This window comes from Flavobacterium lipolyticum (assembly GCF_020905335.1).
GTDB lineage: Bacteria > Bacteroidota > Bacteroidia > Flavobacteriales > Flavobacteriaceae > Flavobacterium > Flavobacterium lipolyticum.
Genome location: NZ_JAJJMN010000001.1, coordinates 3264712 through 3286911, shown reverse-complemented (window position 1 = coordinate 3286911; position 22200 = coordinate 3264712). Strand labels below are relative to the sequence as shown.

The following is a 22200-nucleotide window of genomic DNA, read 5'->3' as shown; positions in this document are numbered from 1 at the left end:
AAGTACTGGACTATCCTTTTGGTTTTACTTCCGCATCAACGATTTTGTGAGGAGTACGGGTTGAAATTTTATCTACAATAAACCAGCCCTGATCTGTTTTCAGAAGATTGAAATAGTCTACAAATAATAGTTTTGCAGTGCTGATCTCTACTTTGGCACTTGCTGCATTATTGGTGAAATCAATAGAAACGATGCGGCCTGACCAATTATCAGGTTTAACATCTCGTTTTTTGTATCCTACCAGATACTTCGATTTGGGAACGACTACGAATTCTTTTTCTCTGAAACCTTTCAGCTGCCAGGAACTGTGAAATGCCTGACCTACTTTAACAGAGTCGCCAGTAGCCTGACCATCTATGTAGAGATTTAGTGTTTTTTGAATCAAACTCCAGTCATCAGTAGTATTTTGACTTTGGGCATTTGATTTAAAAAACAACAGACTTAATCCGATAAATAAAAACACTTTTTTCATTTTTAATTTTTTTAAGTTATTAATAATGAATGCAAATGTCCGGTATCGTCTTAGTTTACAGGGTTTAGATTATAAAACTGAAGTCTCATTCTATAAATTAGAACTCATTTGGAGTACCGTTTTTGATATTCGGTAGGGGTTAATCCGGTTTGTTTCTTAAAGGCGGTGAAAAAAGTTGATTTAGAATTGAAGCCACTATCATAACCCAAACTTTCAATGGTATAGTTTTTTTCGGTTTCTAATAGCTCTTTCGCTTTCTCTATTCTGTATTCTTTAATAAGATTGGAGAAGGATTTGCCTACTACTTCATTTACATATTGGGATAAAATATGTTTGCTTACTTTTAATTCTTTTGCCGCTTCTTCCAAAGTGAAATTGGAATTCAGAAAAAGTTCTTTTTCTACTATAACAGAAAATTTTTGACTCATTAGATCTAATGTCTCTTTATCAATGCTTTTGTTTTTGTATCTCTCTTTTTCCTGAAAGAATGTAGTTTCCTGGCTATTTCCGTAAATTAAAAGTAAAATGATCAGGTATAAAATAAAGGTAAACGATAATGCTCCGACGATATAAGAAGTATAGGCGGCAAAAGTATAGGCAGTCCATACCAATGCAACTCCAAAATAGATGCTAAGGAACCATACTTCTAACTTTTTTAAGCTCTCCTTCTCTTTGATTTTCTGAAGAATTGGCTGAATATATTTAAAAGAGAAACCGATATAAACCAACCATTGAAGATATATGGCTTTTACAATCCACATACGCCAGATTTGAGGATGCTCGACATAAGAATAAAGACTTCCCAGAATTGCCATGATCACCAAATAAGGTATTGTATGTGTAATCCAAACTGATTTGGAATAGGGACTGTAAGATCTGAGATATAAAAAAAGAAAAGGGCCAATAAGAATGCAGGCCGAAAGTCCGATTTGAATAAAAGTATTCGATAAGTGAGGATTAAAATAAAAGAAAACCGATTTTATAATTCTGATGCTTAATACCAGTAACAGCAAGGATAAAAAATAGTTTGCAAAAATTTTCTTTTTGGCATTTACCGCAAAATATAAAGAAAGCAGGAAACCATTAAAAGCCCCTAAGGCACTAAAAAAGAATAACAATTCATGTGATGATAACATTCTTATCTGTTTTTTGGTACGGTTTATTGTTTTGTAATCTCTGCTTCTAATGCATCCCTTTAGGCTCGGTTATCAGCCGGATTTACAGAAGAAACAGCCTCTATTTTCTCTGCCAAGATAAAGTTTTTTTGTGAAGAAAAATTACAATCACAGTAAAAACCGACAATTTAAAAGAGACACTATTTTTTGAATATTATGTCTTTTGAATGTTTTTGAAAACTCTTTTTCTGTTCTAAACAATTATTGTTGCTGTAATCGCTTTCGAATAAAACAAATTGCATCCAAAAGTCGTTACTGCACATAAAAAAACCTCCCGAACCATAAGATCCCGGAGGTTTCGTTGAATTAAGTATTCGTTTAAAAGTTAAATCTGATTTCTTATAATGCTCCATAGGTACAATTATGAAGCAAGGCTGATCACAACAGCAAACAGATGTTATTTACAGACTATTAAAATATAACCTGCATTTCCTGAGCTTTTATCTGATCGTACTTTGTGGTAATCGAGCAGTATTTGTTATCAATTTTAAAACTTTTTGTGTACCAGGTATCATTTTCATAGGTTGTGTAGCCTGTATTGATTTCGATTTCTGTAAGCGGAATGGACATCCCCTTTCCTATCGCTTTAATGACAGATTCTTTTCTAGTCCAGAATTCGTAAAATTTATCCAATCCGTCACGATTGATTTCTGCAAATTCCTGAGCAGAAAAAACATTTTCAAACAACGAATAATCGATGTCGTTGATCTCTTCAATGTCAACACCTATTTCCTGTTTGCTAAAGACACATACTACCATATTTCCACTATGCGAGATATTAAAATTAAAGTTACTGCCTAACATGTAGGGTTTTCCATAATTGTCTTTAACCATTTTCTCGAATTCAAACGAATGATTTCCTAATATATGAGATCCCATACGCACCATTAGTTTTCCAAACAAACAGTTGTATCTGTCATCCCATTTTCTATATTTAAGTACTTCCTTTCTAAATTTCTGAGGTAAAAATTCCAAATAATAATCCAGAATACTTTGATCAGGATTGCAATCACCTGAATGCTGAAATAGGTAGTATTCATCTTCTTTCAAATCAATTTTAGGGATAGATTCAAAATCACGAAAGGCTAAGTAATGTGTCGAATTTTGCATAATACTATTAACGTATATAAAAAATGTACAATGAGTTTTTCATTATATATTTTGCATTAGACTTTACCAATATTTTATATTTTTTTGATTTCAATAATACAATAGGTATGATTGAATAATTTTCTCAGTATTTATTATTGATGTCATTATGTATAACAATGACACTATTTTTTCGACTGTTTCATATCCTCGGGGAATATTTACGGATCTTATTTCAATCAGGCTATTCATAAATCTATAGAAGACCTCATATAGCTGATTTATTCACTTTGAATTACATTCTTCGGGACTTCTATTACCGCTTACGAAGCATTACTCAACACTGCCGCCTTTAGAGGACAAATGGCCTTATTTTTTATCGCACTGTCTGATGCCGATACTCCTTGTTTGATTAAACTTAATTTAAGTGCACACATTACTCCGCTTTTAGCACAGCTGCATTTTGACTTACGATCTTTCATCTTTTTTGTGTTTAGAAATTGATAGTGTTTTTTTAAGATTAAGAGGATTGCTTTGACTATACGTTTTTTTGATCCTCTTCAGACAGGTTTCTTTGAAGGTCTATATCTGGCTGGTTCTCGCAAGTCTTCTTTCTAAAACCAACGTACCCGTTTTATAACCAAAAAAGAAAAGAATTGCGGTGTTTAAAGCATTAAACAACGGGAAAAAAACATAAATAAAAAGACTTGATAGTCCAAGATTTACCAGAAGATCTTTTACATATGCCACTCTCGATTCATAGATAAGGAATACGGTAGTTGCTACCACCAACCCAATTATAAAACACTTTAAGAAAACTCTTTTTCGCTCTATTTTAAAAGCGGCAATAAAGCCTGTTAAAATGGTAAAGAGCAATATTACGGTATAGTTGTTTATTAAAAATTGTGCTAGTAATACAACTATAAAGGGCAGGTAATTTAGTATATTTTTCATTAGTTAAATTTTATCGTGGTTACAATTTTTTTAAGTTTAGCAGGATTATTAACAAATTGGCTTTTCTTGTACTGGCCTTTACTCCAGGATTCAATTTGATCTTTATAATGTGCTGAATTTATCAAACCACTCTGACCTCCAGCCAAAATGGTATGTGCCTGTATGCTTCCGTCTTTTACTTCATATACCGCACGGAAGACTGGATGAAACTTTTCTGTATTGATGTTGATGGTATTGATATTACCTCCCGCATTGTCAATTTTTTCTCCCAGTCCCGGAATGAAAAGCATATTGTTGATATCAAACTTAGACATCTTTTTGTAGCTCACTTTTTTCCATTGATCGCCGTAAGTTTGTGTCAAAGTATCCAGTGTTTTTTCAAAAATAGCATCTACCACTTTTTGTTTGTTATCACCACCCGGAAGGGTATACTTTTTATCATTCAGGTATTTTAAGAAGTTTTGTAACGATGGTTCTTGTTTTACCTGCAGTTTGGTCTTTGCAAATTGCTTCGCTTCTTTTATAGAGACTTTTCGCAACATTTCAAAAACCAATCCCTGATTTCCGTCACCGTTCATGTTTCCGTCCCAGCTTTTTAGTTCTTTTACAATGCTATTGTATTTTTCTTTTTGCGGATAGTTGTTTATTAATGTTTTAAAATCTTTAAGGGAAATATCAACAACATCACTTTGCATTTTCTGAATTTCCGGAACTGACCAGTCTTGCTTTTCTTCTAATACAGAATAAATACGTTTGGCTCTGTAATCGTCTTTTGAACCATGTGCTCCAAAGTAAACATTGTTCTGAATAGGCTGTTGATTGGCAGAAAACAAAAATCCTTTATCCGGATTATAAGCCGACCAAAAAGCATCTAAAGCTTTTACAGGAACATACTTTTTGCTACCGTCTAATACCTGACCAATATAATCGCTGCTTCTTGCCGGCAATTCACCCGCACACACAATCCCAATATTATTGTTTACATCGCTGTAAGCAAAATTTTGAGGAGGATAGCTATAATCTTTTAATGCTGTTGAAAAACCATCCCAATTCTGACTCTTCATCACTTCGTACATTGCTTTTACAGAGTTACTTTTTTCAGCAGCGTACCAATGCTGTGCGTAATACTGTCCATTTTCTTCTTTTATAACTTTTCCTTGTACCGTACTTCTGTACTTTTCTATGTAGTCAGGTTTTCCTTTTACTTTAATGGTATAATTTTTAACCTGGAAAGGAATCCATTTCCCTTCATATAGGTACAGACTGTCATTTTTTACCTGAAGTTTGTATCTGTCTACCAAATCCCATTCTCCATTGGTAATACCCCATGAAATTTTATCATTATGACCGCTTACTATCACTGGAACACCAGGAATCGTAAAACCGTATGTTTTAAAACTTCCGGTTACAATGTGAGCTTCATAAAAAGCTTCCGGAAGTGTCAAATACAGGTGCGGGTCATTTGCCAGAATATTATTTTTACTTTTTGTTTTGGTGTTGTTTACCACCCAGTTGTTACTTCCTACACCTTGATAGAACTTATGATTGGTCATTAATTTAGCTCCTAAATCAAATAATGATGATTCTTCTGGAGTGTTATCTACTGAAGCTGTCCCCAAAGTATGAGCTCCTATGTTAGGCAGGTTAACAGTGGAAGGTAGTAAACCGGAAGGCAAAATGGTGTTTATTCCTTTCGGCTGTAAAGGGTAAAAATAAGTAATCTCCTGTCCCGGCAGCTTCTCTAAAATTTCCTGTTGGTCGATATGATGATCAAAATAAGTCAGCGTATAGCTCATATACCAGGTGAATAACAGCGAATATTCCGTTTTCCATTTTCTGGGTGTTGTTCCTAATGCTTTATATAAGGGATCTGTATTTTCGTTATTGTTTAAGTAAGCATTTACCCCATCAGAATAAGCCTGCAGATAAGCATAAAATTCCGGGTTATCTTTTTTGTAGGCTGCCAGTATCTCTTCTGATTTTCTTTCAAACTCATACGGCTTCCAGAATTTATCTGATTTTAGGGTTCCTAACGGTACAAATTCTGATAGTCTTCCCTGAACAATCCTTGAGATCATCTCCATCTGGAAGTACCTGTCTTTTGCGTGCATGTATCCCAGTCCGTAAGCTGCTGCACTTTTGGTACCACTATAGATGTGGGGAATTCCAACATTATCTACAAAAATATCTAATTTTTGATCGCTGTGAATTTTTTGCGTTCCATCGCTTTGTAAAGGCACAGACAACAAGCCTGTTTTATAGGTTGTTAATTTTCCCAGGGAACCAAATGGCCCTAAATTAAAGGTTGTGATAAATATCCAGCCCAGGGACAATACCACAAAAAGTGCTGTTTTAATTATTTTACTTCTTTTCATTTTCTTGAGATTATATCTTTAAATAATAAATTTTAAAAGGTTAAGTAGTTTTCTATTCTAATTCTTCGATTTTATAAAGCACATAAAGTCCCTTTCTTTTTACCGGGAAGTAAAAAGAAGTCTGTACGAGGCTAATAAAAAGTATCCGGAAATTCTAAACCGTCCTAAAAGATTTCGGCAAGTTCAGAAATGTTTGTTTTTTCTAATTTACCATATTCCATTTTCAGCAAGGTATCCGCAGTATTGTAATATCGGTCGTCGTGTGTGATGGCGATGATTGTTTTATCTTCATCCCGAACTATGGTCGCGATAATTTCGGTGTAAAATTTATGTCTGAAATACGGATCCTGATCTGCTGCCCATTCGTCGAGTACAATAATAGGCCTGTCTTCTAATAAAACATTGATTAGTGCCATTCTTTTTCGCTGTCCTGTAGACAGGTTTGTTGTTGAAAAATACCCGTCTTTTATTTGTACTTTTCCTTCTAACTCAAATAATTTCAGGTATTTATTTACTTTATCATAATCAACATCTGCTATTCCGTAAAAGGCATCGAAGAGATAAAAGTCACTAAAAACGGGAGCGAATAGATTTTTTATCTTTTCCAATTCTTTTAACGGTACTAATTTTCCATCGATATATGCTTCTCCATTATCCAAATTGTAAAGGTTTAGAATCGTATTGATGAAGGTCGTTTTTCCTTCTCCGTTACCTCCATATATAAAAACAACTTCATTTCTTTTAATGTCAAAATTTATTGGCCCCACAGAAAATTGATTTTCGCCAAAGGAAAATGCATAGTTGCGTATTTTTAAATCTGAAAAATCTTTGTATTGTCCTTTGTGACTAACGTTCTGCGGTTTTTCAATTTTGGCAAGATCTTCTTTTAGTTTATTCATTTTTTTAAGTGACACTGTCGCCCTATTCATCACCGGAATGATTGTCATAACACTTACGATGGGCCCCATCAGATATAATAAAACAAAAGTAAAACTCACTTTAGTCGCTATTGGAGTTTGAAATACAGTCCCCGAAAATACCAGGATAAATGTAATAAGCCCATAGAACAATATCTGACTTATAATCTCACTATTAAGATATTTCAGGAGAGCGGTTACATATTTAGTTTCTCCGGTTGTAGCAACTTTCATTAATCTCTGATCATAAATCTGAGTTCCTTTGTCGGCATTAATATTGATTTCTTTTGCCCCGTTAAGAATACTATTAAAAATTGTAATGAATGTTTTTTCTAGTTCTCGTACTTCTTTTATTTGCGTATTACTGGACTTTGATCGGAGTGCATATATGAGTACTCCAAGTGCTATAACAACAGTGCTGACTCCTAACAGTTTTAACGATAAAAAGGCCATATACACCAAGCAAGCCGCTATAAGAATGATCGAAGAAAAAAAAGTAATAACCATCAGCGATGCATTTGAAACATGGTTTACATCTGTAGTTAGTGTGGCATAAACTTCTTCTTTATATTCCTGAAGTTTTCTGTAGGGGGCTTTAAGAATAAGCTTTATTACGTCTTTTCTAATGTCCCAGTATATTTTCTGAGACAGCTTAATTACACCGCCAGCCAGCCATCTTCGGGAAACAAAAAAGATAACAATTGTACCTGCAAACATATAGAGATAGTTTTGCATTGGCTGTGTTTCTGTAGCAGTAATAGAGTTACTTATAATTTTATTAATAATCGTTATAAATGCAAATCCTGACAATCCCGAAATTATAGCCAGCAAAGAATATCCTATTAAGGGTTTTAAAGGGATCAATTGAGAATTGCTGTTCTCTGATACATTATTTTTCATGTCTTTTTTTTAAAAATTATAAATGATCCCCAACCCCACGACGCAGGGGATGTCTATTTACTTTATGCTATTTTAGTGGGAAAATAACGCTTTAGCGAACTTATCATCAGACGACTGTGTTATAGCGGTAAGAAGAGCCGATGCAACCTCAGCTTTAAATTTTATACCCCTACTAACGAATCTGCAGCACATTCCTTAATAATTTTTGCGAGTGTTTTTACTTGTCTGTGAATAAAGAAATGGTTGCCTGGAACTACTTTATAGTCAAATTGTCTGTTTGTATAAGTTTTCCAGTTTTCAATTTCCGAAACTGTTTTTTCCTCATCGCCCATGATCGCAAAAATGGGCGTATTCAAAATAAGACCTGCTTCAAAATGTTTGTCCTTTTCCAGAATTTGAAAATCAGCTCTCATGATTGGACTGAAATAATTGTAGAGATCTTCGTCTTCCAATATTTGTTCCGGAACACCTCCTAAAGACCTCAATTCTTTTTTAAACTCGGTATCGTTTAGGGTGTGTCTTTCAATATCATTAACATAAACACCGGGGCCGGCATTACCGGAAACCAATAACATGGTAGGTGAATCTGCCTCTTCTTCCATTTTTTTTGTTACGGAAAGCCCTAAAGTGGCTCCCATACTATGACCATAAATCAGGTAGGGCAGATTGCTTTTTCTGAGTCTTTTTATTTGGGAAACATAATCATGAACCGCGTCTTCTTTCTTAAAAAGATGCGACTCCTGATTTCTTCTGCCTCTTCCGGGAAGTTCTAAAGCATGACATTCGAAATTATTCTGAATATCATTTTTTAGAAAATCAAAAGAGTAACAGCTTCCCCCTGCAAAATGCAGCAAAAATAGTTGCGTTTTTTGGTTGAGATACATAGCTTTTTTCTTTTAATCCAACATATTTTTTAATTCCTGTTACTTTGATGTTCTTTCCTGTTTTTCCCCTTATTGAATTTATAATTAAAACTTAGAGTCCATCGGGCTGCATTAAAGTTGGTCATTTCATGCACTACAAAGTCTGAACCTACCGTGGTCTCTCTTATTTTTCGGGTATTGAAAATATTACTTGCCGCCAACGATAATGACCCATTATTTTTAAACAATGATTTTCCAAAAGCAACATTCAGGTAATAATAAGATTTCGTTCTGGTCTGAGCATCACTAACAGCAGCCTGATAATCTAACTTACTTTGAAATGTAAAGTTTTTTGGTAACTTAATCTGAGTTAATAAGGTTGCTTTCCAGGTCTCGTTTGAAATGTCCAGATTAACGTTGTCTGCACTTCCTTCTTTAGTAAAACCATAAGCATTAATCTCTGCATTAAGAGACAACCATTTCAAAGGAGCATACTGAGCCGAAATTTCGATCCCATATCGGGTTTCACTGTCGAGATTAATTAAAACGGTTTCAAAAACGCCTTCGTCATTTTGTGAGGTGAAGTATTGAAACGCATTTTTAGTTCTTGAATAATAAATTGAAGGGTTCAGCACTAATCCTTTTACTTTGCTTAAAATTCCTAATTCTACACCATTGGTCAAAGAAGGCAAAAGGTTAATGTTTCCGAAAATGCGAGAATTAAAATCTAAAAGTTCCGGAAAAGGGTTTAACTGATCCAGGTTGGGTCTGTTGATTCTCTGACTGTAATTTAACTGAGCCGTTGTTTTTTTGGTCAGAGCATAACTTAGATTTGCAGATGGAAATAATCTTGTATAGGTACTGTCTCTTAAAATTCCTCCGGTATTCTGGTTTTTAATCTGAATATAAGTGTACTCTGTTCTTAGTCCCAATAAAAAGCTGAATTTGTTTATCTTATTGCCATACTGTGCATATGCTCCCACAATCTGTTCTTTATAGTCCAGACCATTATTGAATCCTTCTATTGGTGTAACCGTTCCGTTGTTGTTTTCATCTGCGGCAAATCCTGTAGATACTACTCTGTTTTCAAGCTTAGCTCCTACTTCAAAATTAGCGGTCTCACTTAAGGGAGTTACATAATCTGACTGTATCACAACATCATCACTTGCGCGTTTTGATTTTGTGTTTATAACAGATTTGTCTCCTGTATTAGGAACAAGGGTACTTCTTTCGATATTAAAATCTTTTGTACTGTCCCAAAAATCATACTGGAAGTCTACTGTAAATTTTCTGTCCGGTTTCTTAAACGTTTTGGTATAATTGAACTCCAATTGATTATAACTTCTGTTTTCTCTGGAGTCTCCTATAGTTTGAATCTGCTGATTCTGTGAATTTTCTCCCGAGATGTTATAATCCAGCGTATTCTTATCACGGTCTTTTGTATCATTGCGATAAAATGCAGAGGTGATACTGTTGTTGTCATTTATAAAATAATCCAATCCCATGTAAAGCAGCCCTCCAGAATCATGTCTCTTCTGATCTTCACGCTGATTTAAATAAACTGCATTTCCGTTTGCTGTAGTGACCTGATCTCTGGTATTAAGTCCAACATAATCTGAGTAACGAATTCCAAAATTGGAAAACAGATTAAATTTTCCTTTTTTATAATTAATACCTCCCATTAGTCTGTTCTCATTGGGAATTCCTCCCACCACTGTCATACTGCCGCTCAAATCCTGTTTGCTATTCTTTTTAAGAACAATGTTGATAATACCGGCAGAGCCTGCTGCATCATAACGTGATGACGGATTGGTAATCACTTCGACGGATTTTATCGATTCTGCCGGAATCTGTTCCAACCCCTGAAGTGAAGTCAATCCTGATTTTCTTCCATTAATAAGGATAAGCACGTTGCTATTGCCTCTCAGACTCACACTACCGGAAGGATCAACCCTTACTGCCGGAACATTATCCAATACCTGTGTTGCAGACCCTCCTTTAGAGATTAGATCTTTTCCAACATCAAAAACCTTTTTATCCAATTTTAAAGAGATTTGAGAGGTTTCTGCTGTAACAACAACTTCATTAAGTGAGGTAACATTTGTTTTTAAAGCAATGTTTCCCATATTGATATTGGTGTTTGTCCCCTCTATCGTTAGAGGCATGACAACATCCTCAAAGCCTACAAATTGAAATCCAATAGTATATTTCCCTGATTTAACACCTTCGATCTTAAATTCTCCTTTATCATTTGTTATGACAGTTTCTACAATTAGTGCGTCCTGTTTCAGAATGACAGAGGCATAGGCTAATTTTTCGTTTGGATTCTCTGCTGAAAGTATTCCTGATATTTGAGTCTGTGACTGGGCGTATAGCGTAGACATACATAACAATACTAATGCATATATGAATGTTGATTTTACCATGATATCTTTATTAATTATTTACAATGATTATTTTTTGGGCATTATCTTTTCACAATAATACCCTGAGTACTTGCCCTTTGTCTAGTACAGAACAAGATCTCTTTTATATTCTACGATTTTCTCTCCGTAAAGTCTTTCCGGCTCAATATTATTGGCGATACAATACTCTAAAAGTTTGTTTGACTCTACAATTGGAATAGATTCATCTGTGTATTTGATGGAGCTAATGTATTTTAACCACGGTTCCATTCCCATCGCATATACAAAGACTTCACTAGGTTTGAAAACATCCACGAGAGCTTTAGCCTGTTCAAAATTACATCCGGCCAATCGTCTGGATTCGTCTTTATCCCTGGCTAAGTTTTCGGGCATTAAAGGACCGTATAACCAGGTTAGTGGTGCTCCTTCGCATTCCATTCCTAAGAAAATAATATCTATATCACCCATTACTTTATGAATGCGTTCGTATAATTTTGGAGATACATTACAAGAATCTGCGGCAAACAGAACTTTTAACCCGTCTTTATACGCTACGTGGTGGCATAATTTACTTCTCACATCCAGATCACAATGTTCCCCTACAAACGGTAATCCTGTTATAGAGCAATCATCAAAATGAATGGTTTCCATCTCTCCCAGTTCGATAATGTTTTTGAATCCAATTCTTTCAAACATTAATTTTAGATTTGGATCCTGAAGAAAACCTCCGTTGCTTTTAGGAACGATGATGTTTTTGATCTTGCGTCTTAGTCGTAATAATGTTTCAAAAAGAATATGATCCTGATGATTGTGTGTTACCAGTACATAATCTATAGATTCTGGTAAATCGTCATAAGAGTATCTTGATATATCTGACTCATAACCATAACTCACTAAAGGATCTGCCAATATTGTTGTGCTTTTGGTTTCCGTAAGAATACAGGCATGTCCAAAATATCTTGTCAGTACACCATCTCCTGTATATCGTTCGTATTTTTTAGCCTTTTCTTTTGTAAAAAAAGATTTAAATAAAGGAATGTCTTCCGGTTCGATCTCAAATATTTCTGAGATTTCTTTAAATGTTTTCGGATGATCTTCCATCTCAAACAACAGATCAATTTTTTCACTTTTAAAAGGTAAGTTTACTCGTAAAATATCCTCTCCCGGCAGTTTTGGCGTACTAAGCACAAAGGATCTTGAATCATCATCATGTACTAAAAACAAATTGAAACTTTGAAGTGATTCTTTGTAAAATTCCGTTTCGTACAATAAGGATTCAAAAAAACGGAACGATGGATTGTTATTAATATCATACACTAATTCTACAAGTCCTTGCAGGCTTTCCGGTACTTTGTTGTATAATTCAGTCAGAGCATATCCTTTAGCTTCTTTTTTTAGCATGTCGTTAAGGGCAAATACATCTTCTCTAAATGCTAAAAGATCAGCGCACTGCTCTTTGGTATTATCAATCAGTCCTTTGATTTCATCAACTCTTTTCCCATCATAGTCAATAAAAGGGCCTCCTAACATTTTAGGTGTTTTTACTGCTGCAGCATGGATCATAGGATTTTGAACATAGGATGACATAATTTTCAAATGTCTGTCTTTAATATTCATTGCAGCAGTTGCAGGTGATATCAGGTGAGGCCAGGCGTACCAGTTGTCTACTAAAGGCTCAATTGCTAAATTACGCTTGATATATACAAGATCTTCGTTTTCTATTTCCATGATATTATTGTTTATTAAATTAATTAATTGTTAAAATTTGGAATGTTATTATGTTAAGTCTGGACAAAATCTATCCTTTAGAAGTCTACAGCATACAACTGTTTTTGGATAAAAACAGTTGATCTCTAAACCTCCAAACTACTTAGAATCAATAAATTTATTAGTGAAAATGTGCTCTTAAAAAGAGTTACTCCAAGAGAGGATACAAACAGTCTTTAAGGAAAAAATCCAGTTCAAAAGATTTTTCAGAAGCTGCTTTATAACTCACAGGGTATGTTAAATCTAAAAGAATTCCATTTTCATAAAGCAAGCATTTAAGATCTAAACCTGTATTGAAATTGTTCTTGTTGTAACTTGTAGTGATTACTTCTCCCGAAACAGAATCTTCTATTGTTTTATGATCAACTACGCGATAATTAAATGTCCCTCCTATTGCTCCTTCTATATCAACTGCTGTCATTTCTTTGTAATCGTTTCGAATGATTTCGTAAGGAATGGTTTGATAAAGACGAGACTGAAGATAATCAGCATACACCGCAAGGATAAAGTCTTTATGAGATGAATAAGCTGAAGAATCTAAAACCCCCACGGGTAAAAAATTATTAAGTACACCCAGAATTTTATTGATTTCAATTTCTTTGGTAAATTCTTCTCTTCCGTTGACAATGGTTAATTGCAAATGCTTATCATTATTCTTTACCTGATGTAGCAACTTTTGATGTGCTGCAATACAAATTGCTGTTATTGGCAAATTCATTTTATCTGCTTTTTGTATCAGTTTTTGGAAGTTTTCTCCTTTAACGATTATCTTTTGTGTCACACAGTCGATAAAATTATTATGAACCTGATTCTGATTTACCATGTCAAAACCTTTCAGATATTCTTTCCAGTAATCGCGCTGTTCACAGGCTGTTTCTGATTTTAGAAATTGCTGTTGCCAGGCTATGAATTCATAATTCGATTTATACTTATTTTCGATTGGCTTACCGGCAAAAAAGTTTTGCAGATTTTGATGTACAATCGAATTGGTGTACATATCGGTAACCGCATGATGAATGCTTACAAAAAGGTAGGTCTTGTCTGTGGTATCAGCGATCAAAAACAATCTAATCAGGGAGCTGTTATCGTACAGATCGTACGGTGATGTAAAAAAAGCCTCCAATGCTATCTCTGCTTTTTCTCTTTCCGTTTCCTTATAATCATCGACGATTTTTATTTCTAAATTCACTTCCTGATTGGAAATGTATTTTTGGGAAATAGCCCCATCACTCTCTTTTTTGAATTTCACATTCAAGAAAGGGAAAAGTCCTAAAAATTCTCTGAACTTATTTTCAAATGAGTCTTTGGAAAAATCGGAAATAACGATTGGCCCAAATCTTCCGTGCGATTGCGGGAATTGCAAAATTCTTCTCTGATTCTCAGATATCGCCACCCAATCCTCCTGAATTTGTATTTGCTCCGTGATGTCTTTTTGATCGTCAATGGTTATTGGTTTGTTCTGTTCTTTTTCTGTTCTAACCAAATCATCAATGGTTTGCTCCAGTTTTGCCTGATATGTTTTTACAAGACGTTGAATTGTTGCTGTCTTAAACGTTTCAGAGGAATATGCGACAGTAATCATTAATTGACCGGAAGAAATAATCCCATTTATACTTAGTTTAGCATCACTACCGTTTTTCTCGCTAAAAGGAGCTCCGATTGATTCGGTTGAGAAGTCAAAAGAGGAGGTTTCGTTCGTCCCTACTTTGCTGCCAAAATCACCCAAATAATTAAACTCGATACAAGTTTCTCTTTCCAGATTTGATTCTTTATTCAAAAAATTAAGAATGCCATACCCAATGCCTTTTTGAGGAATTCTGCTTAGGTCTTTTTTAATTTTAAGAATGTTCTCGATAGTATCTGAGGAGGCTATTTCTAAAACAAAAGGAAAAACAGAAGTAAACCAGCCAATAGTCCTACTGATATCCGTTGCAGGTAAAATGTCTTCTCTGCCGTGGCCCTCCATTTTGAGCACCGTTCTTTTTACCTGAAAAACTTCAGCTAATGCAAGACCTAAACCGCTAATCAAAGTCTCATTAATCTCGATCGTATATTGTTTCGAAATCTGAGTCTGCAATTTATTGGTGTATTCTTTATCCAGTAAAAAAGTCTCTTTTCGGTCGTGGTAATATACCTCAGCAGGCTCGAAATCAGCAGGCAGCTGCGGAATGTCTAAGGAACAATGCTCTTCCCAAAATAACCTTTCTTTTTCTAATGTTAGACCGGAGGCATATTGATGCAAGCCCTTAGCCCAATATTGATACGAATCTGTCTTTAGTGGCAATTCGTATTGTTCGCCTCTTTGATGGTGTGCGTAGGCTTCCGACAAATCCTGTAACAATATGCGCCATGATACCCCGTCGATGATTAAATGATGGACAAAGAGAGCCAGTCTATCTCCATCTTTTAGTTTAAAAACGACTGCTCTTATCAGTCTTTCATTTTGCAGATTAAAACCGGACTGAATTTCCTCACCTATTATTTTCATGGCAGAAAGCGCATCGTCTTCATCTCTTAAATCATACAATTCAATATCAAAATTAAAGACCGTACTATTTAAATTACGCTGTTTCCAGACTTCATTTTCTTTTTCAAAATGAATGCGCAGGGCATCATGATGGTTGACAATTTGTGTTAATGCCTTTATTAGACTTACTGAACTAATGGTTTCTTTTGCTTTTAAAAGAACCGATTGATTGTAATGCTGTTTTTCTTTAATAGCCGAATTAGCAAAGAAATAATGTTGAATTGGCGTTAGTAAAATTTCACCTGTAACTTCTGACTGGTCAATATTTCTTGTATTTAAAGTCATTAATTTTGTCAAATCTTCGAGTATAGGATTTCTCAGAATATGATCTACTTTTAGTACAAATCCCTTTTGCTTTAAGCTTGCAATTAACATAACCGCTTTGATGGATTCTCCTCCCAAACTGAAGAAGTCGTCTTTTATACCGATGTTCTTTTTATCGAGAACTTTTTCGCAAACCTCAACCAGAATCTTTTCTTCGGCAGTGGTTGGTGCCACATATTCTACTTCACTGTACAATTCAACCCCTACTGTTTTTACGAGTGCTTTTCTGTCTACTTTACCGTTTAGGGTTAATGGTATTTTGTCTAAAAAGATAAAACTGGTCGGGATCATGTAGTCCGGAAGAATTTTTGATAAAAAAGCTCTTAATTCTTCTATGCTTACCGGAGCAGTCATGACAATGTAAGCTACGAGTTCTTTATTTTCTCTACCGTCATTTTGTACGATTACAACAGCTTCGTCTATTTTTTCATGCGACAATAACTGATGTTCAATAGCACTTAATTCTACACGGTATCCTCTTATTTTTACCTGCTCGTCATTACGTCCAATGTAAATAATGCTTCCCTCTTTAGTCCATTTTCCTAAATCTCCCGTTTTGTAAAGTCTTTCATTGTGATGGAACTGACTTTTGATAAATTTATTTTTTGTGAGTTCTTCTCTATTGAGATACCCTCTTCCAACACCTGTTCCGCCGATACATATTTCTCCAGCTACACCAACAGGAACCAGTTGGTGATGCTCGTCAAGGATATGGATTTTAGCGTTCGCTATTGGTTTTCCGATAGGGATACTGTCATAATCCGGCTGGCTGTTTTTGGGCATTTTAAATATGGTGCCACAAATACTCGCTTCTGTAGGACCATAGGCATTATAATAGTTCCCATAGGCTAAAAATGGTTTGATAATTTCGTAATCCGGTGCTTCTCCTGCGGTAATTAAATGTTCGACCTGCTGCAAATCCTCAATGTTCATCAAAGCCAGATAGGAAGGTGGTAAGGTAACAATAGTGATTTTATTTTCTTTTATGTATTGAGTGAGTACGCTGACATCTTTACGCTGCTTCTCTCCAATAATGTAGAGACTTCCTCCTGATAAAAGAATCATAAAAATTTCCCATACAGAAGCATCAAAAGAAAAGGGAGCGAATTGTAAACCTCTGCTGTTTTGGTCTAATTTGAAATAATCAATTTGAGAGAGGATGGTATTTACAATCTGCCCCTGTTCGATCATCACGCCTTTTGGCAGCCCCGTTGATCCGGAAGTAAATATAATATAGGCAAGATCTGAAGTTCCTACTTCAATCGTCGTTGTTTCGCAATCGCTGGCATCAAAACCGGTATCTACTTTCATAATAGCTCCAGTATAAAAATCCAGATCAGACGAGTATGAAGTTGTAGTAATCAGTAGGTTCAACTGCGTATCCGAAATGATGTGCTCTTTGATATGAACTGGCATATCGGGAGCGATTGGAACGTAAGCACAGCCTGATTTTAGAATACCAAGCATTGAGATAATGCTCCATTCGTCACGGTCCAGCTGTATGCCAATCAGGTTTCCTTTTGTGACCTGATAATGTTTTCGAATGTAATGGGCAAAGTCTGTTGAGATTTTGTCTAAGGCCTCATAGGTAAATTTCTTTCCGCCCGCCACCAGGGCAATAGTATCAGGAGATCGCTGTACCTGTTTATCAAACCCTGACAACAAGGTTTCTTTAGGGTCATATTCCAATACTATATCATTAAAATCAAACAGTAACTGTTCTTTTTCTTTTACAGATAAATAATCAAGCTCCTCAATTGCAGTATTGGGATTTAAAACAATGGTTTCGACTAATTGTCTAAAATGTATTAGGAGATTTGTAACATATTCTGCTTCAAAAACATCTGTATTGTATGCTAAATGACACGATAAGTAGTCTCCTTCTTCAAGAAAATTGATATCAAGATCTGTTAGTGCCGAGGTTTTTCCTAATTCTCTTATAGCACCTATTTGGTTTTCCTCTAACGTAATATTACTATGATCCACTGCATTTTGCAATAAAAGCATTACATCAAATAAAGGAGATCTTGATCGCTCTCTGTTATAGTTTATCAGTTTTACCAAGCGTTCAAATGGGTAAAATTGTCCGTTTAAAGCATCAAGCGTATTCTCTTTTACGCTATTAAAAAATGCGTTAAAAGTTTGCCCGGGATCTATTGTATTTCGAAGGGGCAATGAATTGATGTAACAGCCTACCTGTTCCTTCAAATCAGCATGGTCTCTTCCTGCTACTGCTGTACCTATAATAATATCCTTGCTGTTGGTATATTTGTAAAATAGCACGTTCCATACGGCCAATAATCCCATAAAGACACTTCCTCCGTTATGTGTACAAAGTGCTCTGAACGCTGTCGTAGTTTCTTTCGAAAGATAGGACTTAAGAGCAAATCCGTTGATGGTTCTCTCGGCGGGTCTGGTTTTATTATTGGTAAAATTAAGCACCGGAATTTCTCCTGAAAATGTTGCTTTAAAATAGTCTTCCTGTTTCTTAAAAAGACCTTTCTCCAATTGTTTGTTTTGCCAGGCCGCATAATCTTTGTACTGAATATTCAGCGCTGGCAACTTGTGTTCTACGCCCGATTCAAGAGCAGAGTAAAATTCAAAAATATCTTTAAATAAAACATCCAGCGACCAGGAATCACTTATAACGTGATGAATATTGCAATACAGGATGAATTCACTATCTGCTAATTGAAATAAACAAATGCGTAACAAAGGCCCGTGTTCTATATCAAACGGTTTTTCTTTGTCGTTCTTCGTAATGTTTTTTATTTGTTTTTCCTTATCTTCCTGTGTTCTGAAATCCTGAAAGTCAATTTTAAAATTTATGTCTTCTTTTTGGAGAACGTATTGTCGGATTTGCCCCTCTTCGTTAATTTTAAATACGGTACGTAAAGATTCATGTCGGTCTATCGTATTGTAGACTGCCTGTTTAAAATGGCTGACATTTATTTTTTGCTGAAAACGAACCAAGTTAGGAATTGAATAGTTATATCCTTTGACACCCGTATCAATTAATATAGAAGACAACATACGAAGCTGACTGGAAGAGACTTCATAACTTTCGCCCGCTTCTACTTTCGTAATCCTGTTTTCTTTATTCAGCAGGGTGTATTTACTTAAATAAGATATTATTTCCTGTTTGTTATCTCTTATTTTAGTGATAAGCACCTCATCCATCACCTCATCTTTAAAACCAAGTTTAAGATTTTCGCCGTCTAGAGACAGTGTTATATTGTTCTGATGTATTTCATTTAATAAATCAACCATGATATTGTGTTTTTAGAAGCCAAAGTGTTTTGCCTTCAAATAGTTAATAAAAATATTGTGGTGTGGTTTTGTGTTTAGAATGAAAAAAAATCTATTCTTTTTAGATCGTAATTACCATTTTACTGCTGATCTCTTCTTCCTGAATGATCACAAACTTTAAGGCCAGATCGATTTCGGCCGCAAGCCCTTTTATGGTTGATTTTTTATAAAAATCTTTAATTTTAATATCGATCTCGAATGTTTTCTGAATCAGTTTTAGCATGGTGACTCCTTTTAATGAGTTACCTCCCAGCGCAAAAAAGTCATCCAGAATTCCAATTTTATTAATACTGAAGAAGTCCTGCCAAATTTCTACTAATTGTTTTTCTGTATCAGTTGAGGGTTCCTTGTAGGGGGTATTCATTAACTCCCTATCCGCATCTTCTTTGTACATTTCTTCGTCTTCGTTAAAATTATCCTCTACTTCATATTCAAAGGTATTGAAAGCGTTACCATTCAAATTGTCAAGAGGATTAACACGTGCCAGGAATTTGGTTTGGTGAAAAACATAGGCAGGAGCCGAAATTTTATTGGGCAAATAATCGCCATAATAGGATTCCCAATTAATATCGATACCCTGAAACCACAGTTCTCCTAATTGCTGTAGAAAAAACTGAGTATCATTTATTTCCTGACTTGGATGTCTCAGCATGTTAAGTGCTATATGGTCGTGTATATTTTCTTTACTGTGCTGCTTAAATACACTTGTTAGTGCATTTCCTGGCCCAATTTCTAAAAATGCCAAATTCTTAATGGTTAACAATTGCTGTAGTCCTTTTGAAAACTGAACGGTGTTTCTTAAATGATTGACCCAATAGGTTACCGAAGTGGCTTCTTCTTTAGTCAGTATTTCTCCGGTATAGTTGGACAATACTGGAATTGTTGGTTCAGACAGGGTGATATTGCGGAATGCTTCTTCAAATTCTTTTAAAATAGAATCCAGCAAAAAAGAATGTCCTGCAAGTGAAACTCGGATTCTTGAACAAGCAATATCTTTTTCTTCCAAAATGGCTTTGAGTGCATCAATACCCTCAATGGTTCCTGACACTACACAAGATTCGGGCGAATTGATTACCGCAAGACCTACATCACTGTTTAGATAGGCAGTTATTTTTTCTTTAGACAAACTTACACTTAGCATGCTTCCCTTAGGAGCTGCTGACATCAGTTCCCCTCTTTTAATCAATAAGGATAAGGCGGCTTCAAAAGTAAAGATCCCACTTAAACAAGCCGCTACGTACTCACCTGTACTATGTCCGATCAAATAATTGGGATTAATCCCTAAATGCATCAAGGTTTTGGCTACAGCATACTCAAAAACAAAAACCAAAGGCTGTGTATGTATGTTATCATTTATATTGTTCGTTTGTTGTGCCGACTGCTCTTTCGGGAACAGGATGGCTCCATAATCGATTCCGGTTTCTCTTTCTAAGTACGCAAAACCTTTGTCGATATATTCTTTGAAGTACGGACTGTCATGATACAAGTCTTTCCCCATATTTAAGTATTGAGACCCCGATCCCGAGCACATAAATGCTACTTTACCAGTATTCTTTAATTTTCCGGAAAATAAACCGTCCTGATCTTCGCTCTCTAGTATTTTAAGGGCCTCTTCTTTGCTTTTGCATACCAAAAACCTATTGTATTTAAACTGGTCTCTTCCGGTTTGCAGTGTATAGGCTAAATCGGCTAGTTTTGTGTCCTTTTTTGTGGCTAAAAAGGTTTTCAAATTTTCCTGAAACTTATCCAGTGACCACTGTGATTTAGCAGAGTAACGCAGTAGATAATAAGGATTATTGGTTTCAGATGCCGCTCTTTCAGGTGCTTCTTCTAATATGACATGAACATTGTTCCCACCTATACCAAAAGCACTTACTCCTGCACGCAATGGACTATGATTGTTCCAAGCTGTTTGTTTTGTGTTGACGTAAAAAGGGCCTTTTTTAAAATTGATCTGTGGGTTTGGAATTTTAAAATGTAACGATTCAGGTATGCTTTTTTGATTGATTACCATTGTCGCTTTAATTAAACCCGCAATTCCGGCAGCAGAATCCAAATGACCAATATTGGTTTTAACAGATCCGATGGCACAGGAATGATTAGTATCATAATTAAAAGCTTTGTTTAGGGCTTCTATCTCTATCGGATCTCCTAATTTCGTAGCCGTTCCGTGTGTTTCAATATATCCTATCGATTCTGGTGTTACATCAGCCATTCTGTGTGCCAGATTGATACATTCGTATTGTCCCTGAACACTTGGTGCCGTATAGCCTACTTTTCGGTTACCGTCATTATTAAGTGCTGTTCCACGAATTACCGAATAAATATTGTCACGATCTCTTAAGGCATCTTCTAGTCTTTTTAGCACTACAATACCTATACCTTCTCCGTTGACTATACCCGATGACGATTCATCAAATGCCCTGCAATGACCATCCTTAGAATAGATCATTCCTTCTTCGTAATTGTAGCCTGTTTCTTTTCGGGTTAGTATTTTCACCCCTCCGGTAACGGCAATCGAACATTCTTTTAATAATAAATTTCTACAAGCCATATGCACGGCCGCCAAAGAACTTGAACAGGCGGTATCTACAATAAGGCTTGGCCCCTTCAAATTAAGCTTATAAGAAATTAAAGTATTGGCAAAACTCCTGTTGGAGAGCTGATTGGCGTAAAAAGGATTTACTTTATTGTTATTGGATACTTTAGCATGTAACCTCCAATTAAAGTTATCATTTACGGCAGTGTACAAACCAATTTTACCACCGTAATGCGTTGTTTTGGTGCCCGAATCCTCAAGGGCCAGCCAGATGTGTTCGTGCAGCAGTCTGGTTTGCGGGTCCATGATTTCGGCTTCATCTTTAGTGTAACCAAAAAACTGGTAATCAAAACATTCTGCATCATCGATTCTTGAGGTGACACCGACAAAGTTTGGATCTTTTTCTTTGCTGTTAATTCCTAACTCTTTAAGTTCCAATTCAGAATAGAAATGAATCATCTCCTGGCCTTCCTGCAAATTTTTCCAGAATTGCTCAATATTTTTCGACTGTGGAAATTTTCCGGACATCCCTATGATGGCAATGTCCTTTTTTATTGAAGTATTTTTCATGATTAAAAGAGTAT

The 22200-nt window shown here is 35.5% G+C and carries 12 protein-coding genes; all 12 read right to left on the bottom strand.

Annotation, left to right across the window (positions count from 1 at the left end):
- Positions 1 to 10: 10 nt before the first annotated feature.
- Positions 11 to 472, bottom strand: coding sequence for a nuclear transport factor 2 family protein (locus LNQ34_RS14030; RefSeq protein WP_202702734.1), 462 nt, complete (start codon positions 470 to 472; stop codon positions 11 to 13).
- Positions 473 to 576: 104 nt separating this feature from the next.
- Positions 577 to 1608 (bottom strand): helix-turn-helix domain-containing protein, encoded by a 1032-nt coding sequence (locus LNQ34_RS14025; RefSeq protein WP_230000180.1) that lies wholly within the window; start codon positions 1606 to 1608, stop codon positions 577 to 579.
- 450 nt (positions 1609 to 2058) lie between these two features.
- Complete coding sequence (locus LNQ34_RS14020; protein WP_230000179.1) at positions 2059 to 2757, bottom strand: 4'-phosphopantetheinyl transferase family protein; 699 nt, start codon at positions 2755 to 2757, stop codon at positions 2059 to 2061.
- A gap of 302 nt (positions 2758 to 3059) precedes the next feature.
- Positions 3060 to 3218, bottom strand: coding sequence for a hypothetical protein (locus LNQ34_RS14015; RefSeq protein ID WP_202702731.1), 159 nt, complete (start codon positions 3216 to 3218; stop codon positions 3060 to 3062).
- 100 nt (positions 3219 to 3318) lie between these two features.
- Entirely contained in the window at positions 3319 to 3690 is a 372-nt protein-coding gene (locus LNQ34_RS14010) for a hypothetical protein (RefSeq protein ID WP_202702730.1), read from the bottom strand.
- Positions 3690 to 6065 carry a penicillin acylase family protein gene (locus LNQ34_RS14005; RefSeq protein ID WP_230000178.1) on the bottom strand — a complete coding sequence of 792 codons (2376 nt, stop codon included), beginning with the start codon at positions 6063 to 6065 and terminating at the stop codon, positions 3690 to 3692. Before LNQ34_RS14005 ends, LNQ34_RS14010 begins: the two co-directional genes overlap by 1 nt.
- A 164-nt stretch (positions 6066 to 6229) precedes the next feature.
- Positions 6230 to 7882 (bottom strand): cyclic peptide export ABC transporter, encoded by a 1653-nt coding sequence (locus LNQ34_RS14000; RefSeq protein ID WP_230000177.1) that lies wholly within the window; start codon positions 7880 to 7882, stop codon positions 6230 to 6232.
- A 161-nt stretch (positions 7883 to 8043) separates the two neighbouring features.
- On the bottom strand, positions 8044 to 8766 hold the full coding sequence (locus LNQ34_RS13995; RefSeq protein ID WP_202702727.1) for a thioesterase II family protein: 723 nt from the start codon (positions 8764 to 8766) through the stop codon (positions 8044 to 8046).
- A gap of 29 nt (positions 8767 to 8795) precedes the next feature.
- Positions 8796 to 11129, bottom strand: coding sequence for a TonB-dependent receptor (locus LNQ34_RS13990; protein ID WP_202702726.1), 2334 nt, complete (start codon positions 11127 to 11129; stop codon positions 8796 to 8798).
- Positions 11130 to 11252: 123 nt separating this feature from the next.
- The gene (locus LNQ34_RS13985) at positions 11253 to 12878 is read right to left on the bottom strand and encodes an MBL fold metallo-hydrolase (RefSeq protein WP_202702725.1); all 1626 of its coding nucleotides are present in this window, start codon (positions 12876 to 12878) and stop codon (positions 11253 to 11255) included.
- A 187-nt stretch (positions 12879 to 13065) separates the two neighbouring features.
- A complete protein-coding gene (locus LNQ34_RS13980) occupies positions 13066 to 19038 on the bottom strand; it encodes a non-ribosomal peptide synthetase (RefSeq protein ID WP_230000176.1) in 5973 nt (1990 codons plus the stop codon).
- A 100-nt stretch (positions 19039 to 19138) separates the two neighbouring features.
- On the bottom strand, positions 19139 to 22186 hold the full coding sequence (locus LNQ34_RS13975; RefSeq protein WP_230000175.1) for a type I polyketide synthase: 3048 nt from the start codon (positions 22184 to 22186) through the stop codon (positions 19139 to 19141).
- Positions 22187 to 22200 lie beyond the last annotated feature (14 nt).

Bases quoted from the DNA above. Each gene is read 5' to 3' on its own strand.
- LNQ34_RS14000 (WP_230000177.1), bottom strand. From the start codon at position 7,882: ATGAAAAATAATGTATCAGAGAACAGCAATTCTCAATTGATCCCTTTA.
- LNQ34_RS13995 (WP_202702727.1), bottom strand. From the start codon at position 8,766: ATGTATCTCAACCAAAAAACGCAACTATTTTTGCTGCATTTTGCAGGG.
- LNQ34_RS13985 (WP_202702725.1), bottom strand. From the start codon at position 12,878: ATGGAAATAGAAAACGAAGATCTTGTATATATCAAGCGTAATTTAGCA.
- LNQ34_RS13975 (WP_230000175.1), bottom strand. From the start codon at position 22,186: ATGAAAAATACTTCAATAAAAAAGGACATTGCCATCATAGGGATGTCC.
- LNQ34_RS14015 (WP_202702731.1), bottom strand. From the start codon at position 3,218: ATGAAAGATCGTAAGTCAAAATGCAGCTGTGCTAAAAGCGGAGTAATG.
- LNQ34_RS14020 (WP_230000179.1), bottom strand. From the start codon at position 2,757: ATGCAAAATTCGACACATTACTTAGCCTTTCGTGATTTTGAATCTATC.
- LNQ34_RS14005 (WP_230000178.1), bottom strand. From the start codon at position 6,065: ATGAAAAGAAGTAAAATAATTAAAACAGCACTTTTTGTGGTATTGTCC.
- LNQ34_RS14025 (WP_230000180.1), bottom strand. From the start codon at position 1,608: ATGTTATCATCACATGAATTGTTATTCTTTTTTAGTGCCTTAGGGGCT.
- LNQ34_RS14010 (WP_202702730.1), bottom strand. From the start codon at position 3,690: ATGAAAAATATACTAAATTACCTGCCCTTTATAGTTGTATTACTAGCA.
- LNQ34_RS14030 (WP_202702734.1), bottom strand. From the start codon at position 472: ATGAAAAAAGTGTTTTTATTTATCGGATTAAGTCTGTTGTTTTTTAAA.
- LNQ34_RS13990 (WP_202702726.1), bottom strand. From the start codon at position 11,129: ATGTCTACGCTATACGCCCAGTCACAGACTCAAATATCAGGAATACTT.
- LNQ34_RS13980 (WP_230000176.1), bottom strand. From the start codon at position 19,038: ATGGTTGATTTATTAAATGAAATACATCAGAACAATATAACACTGTCT.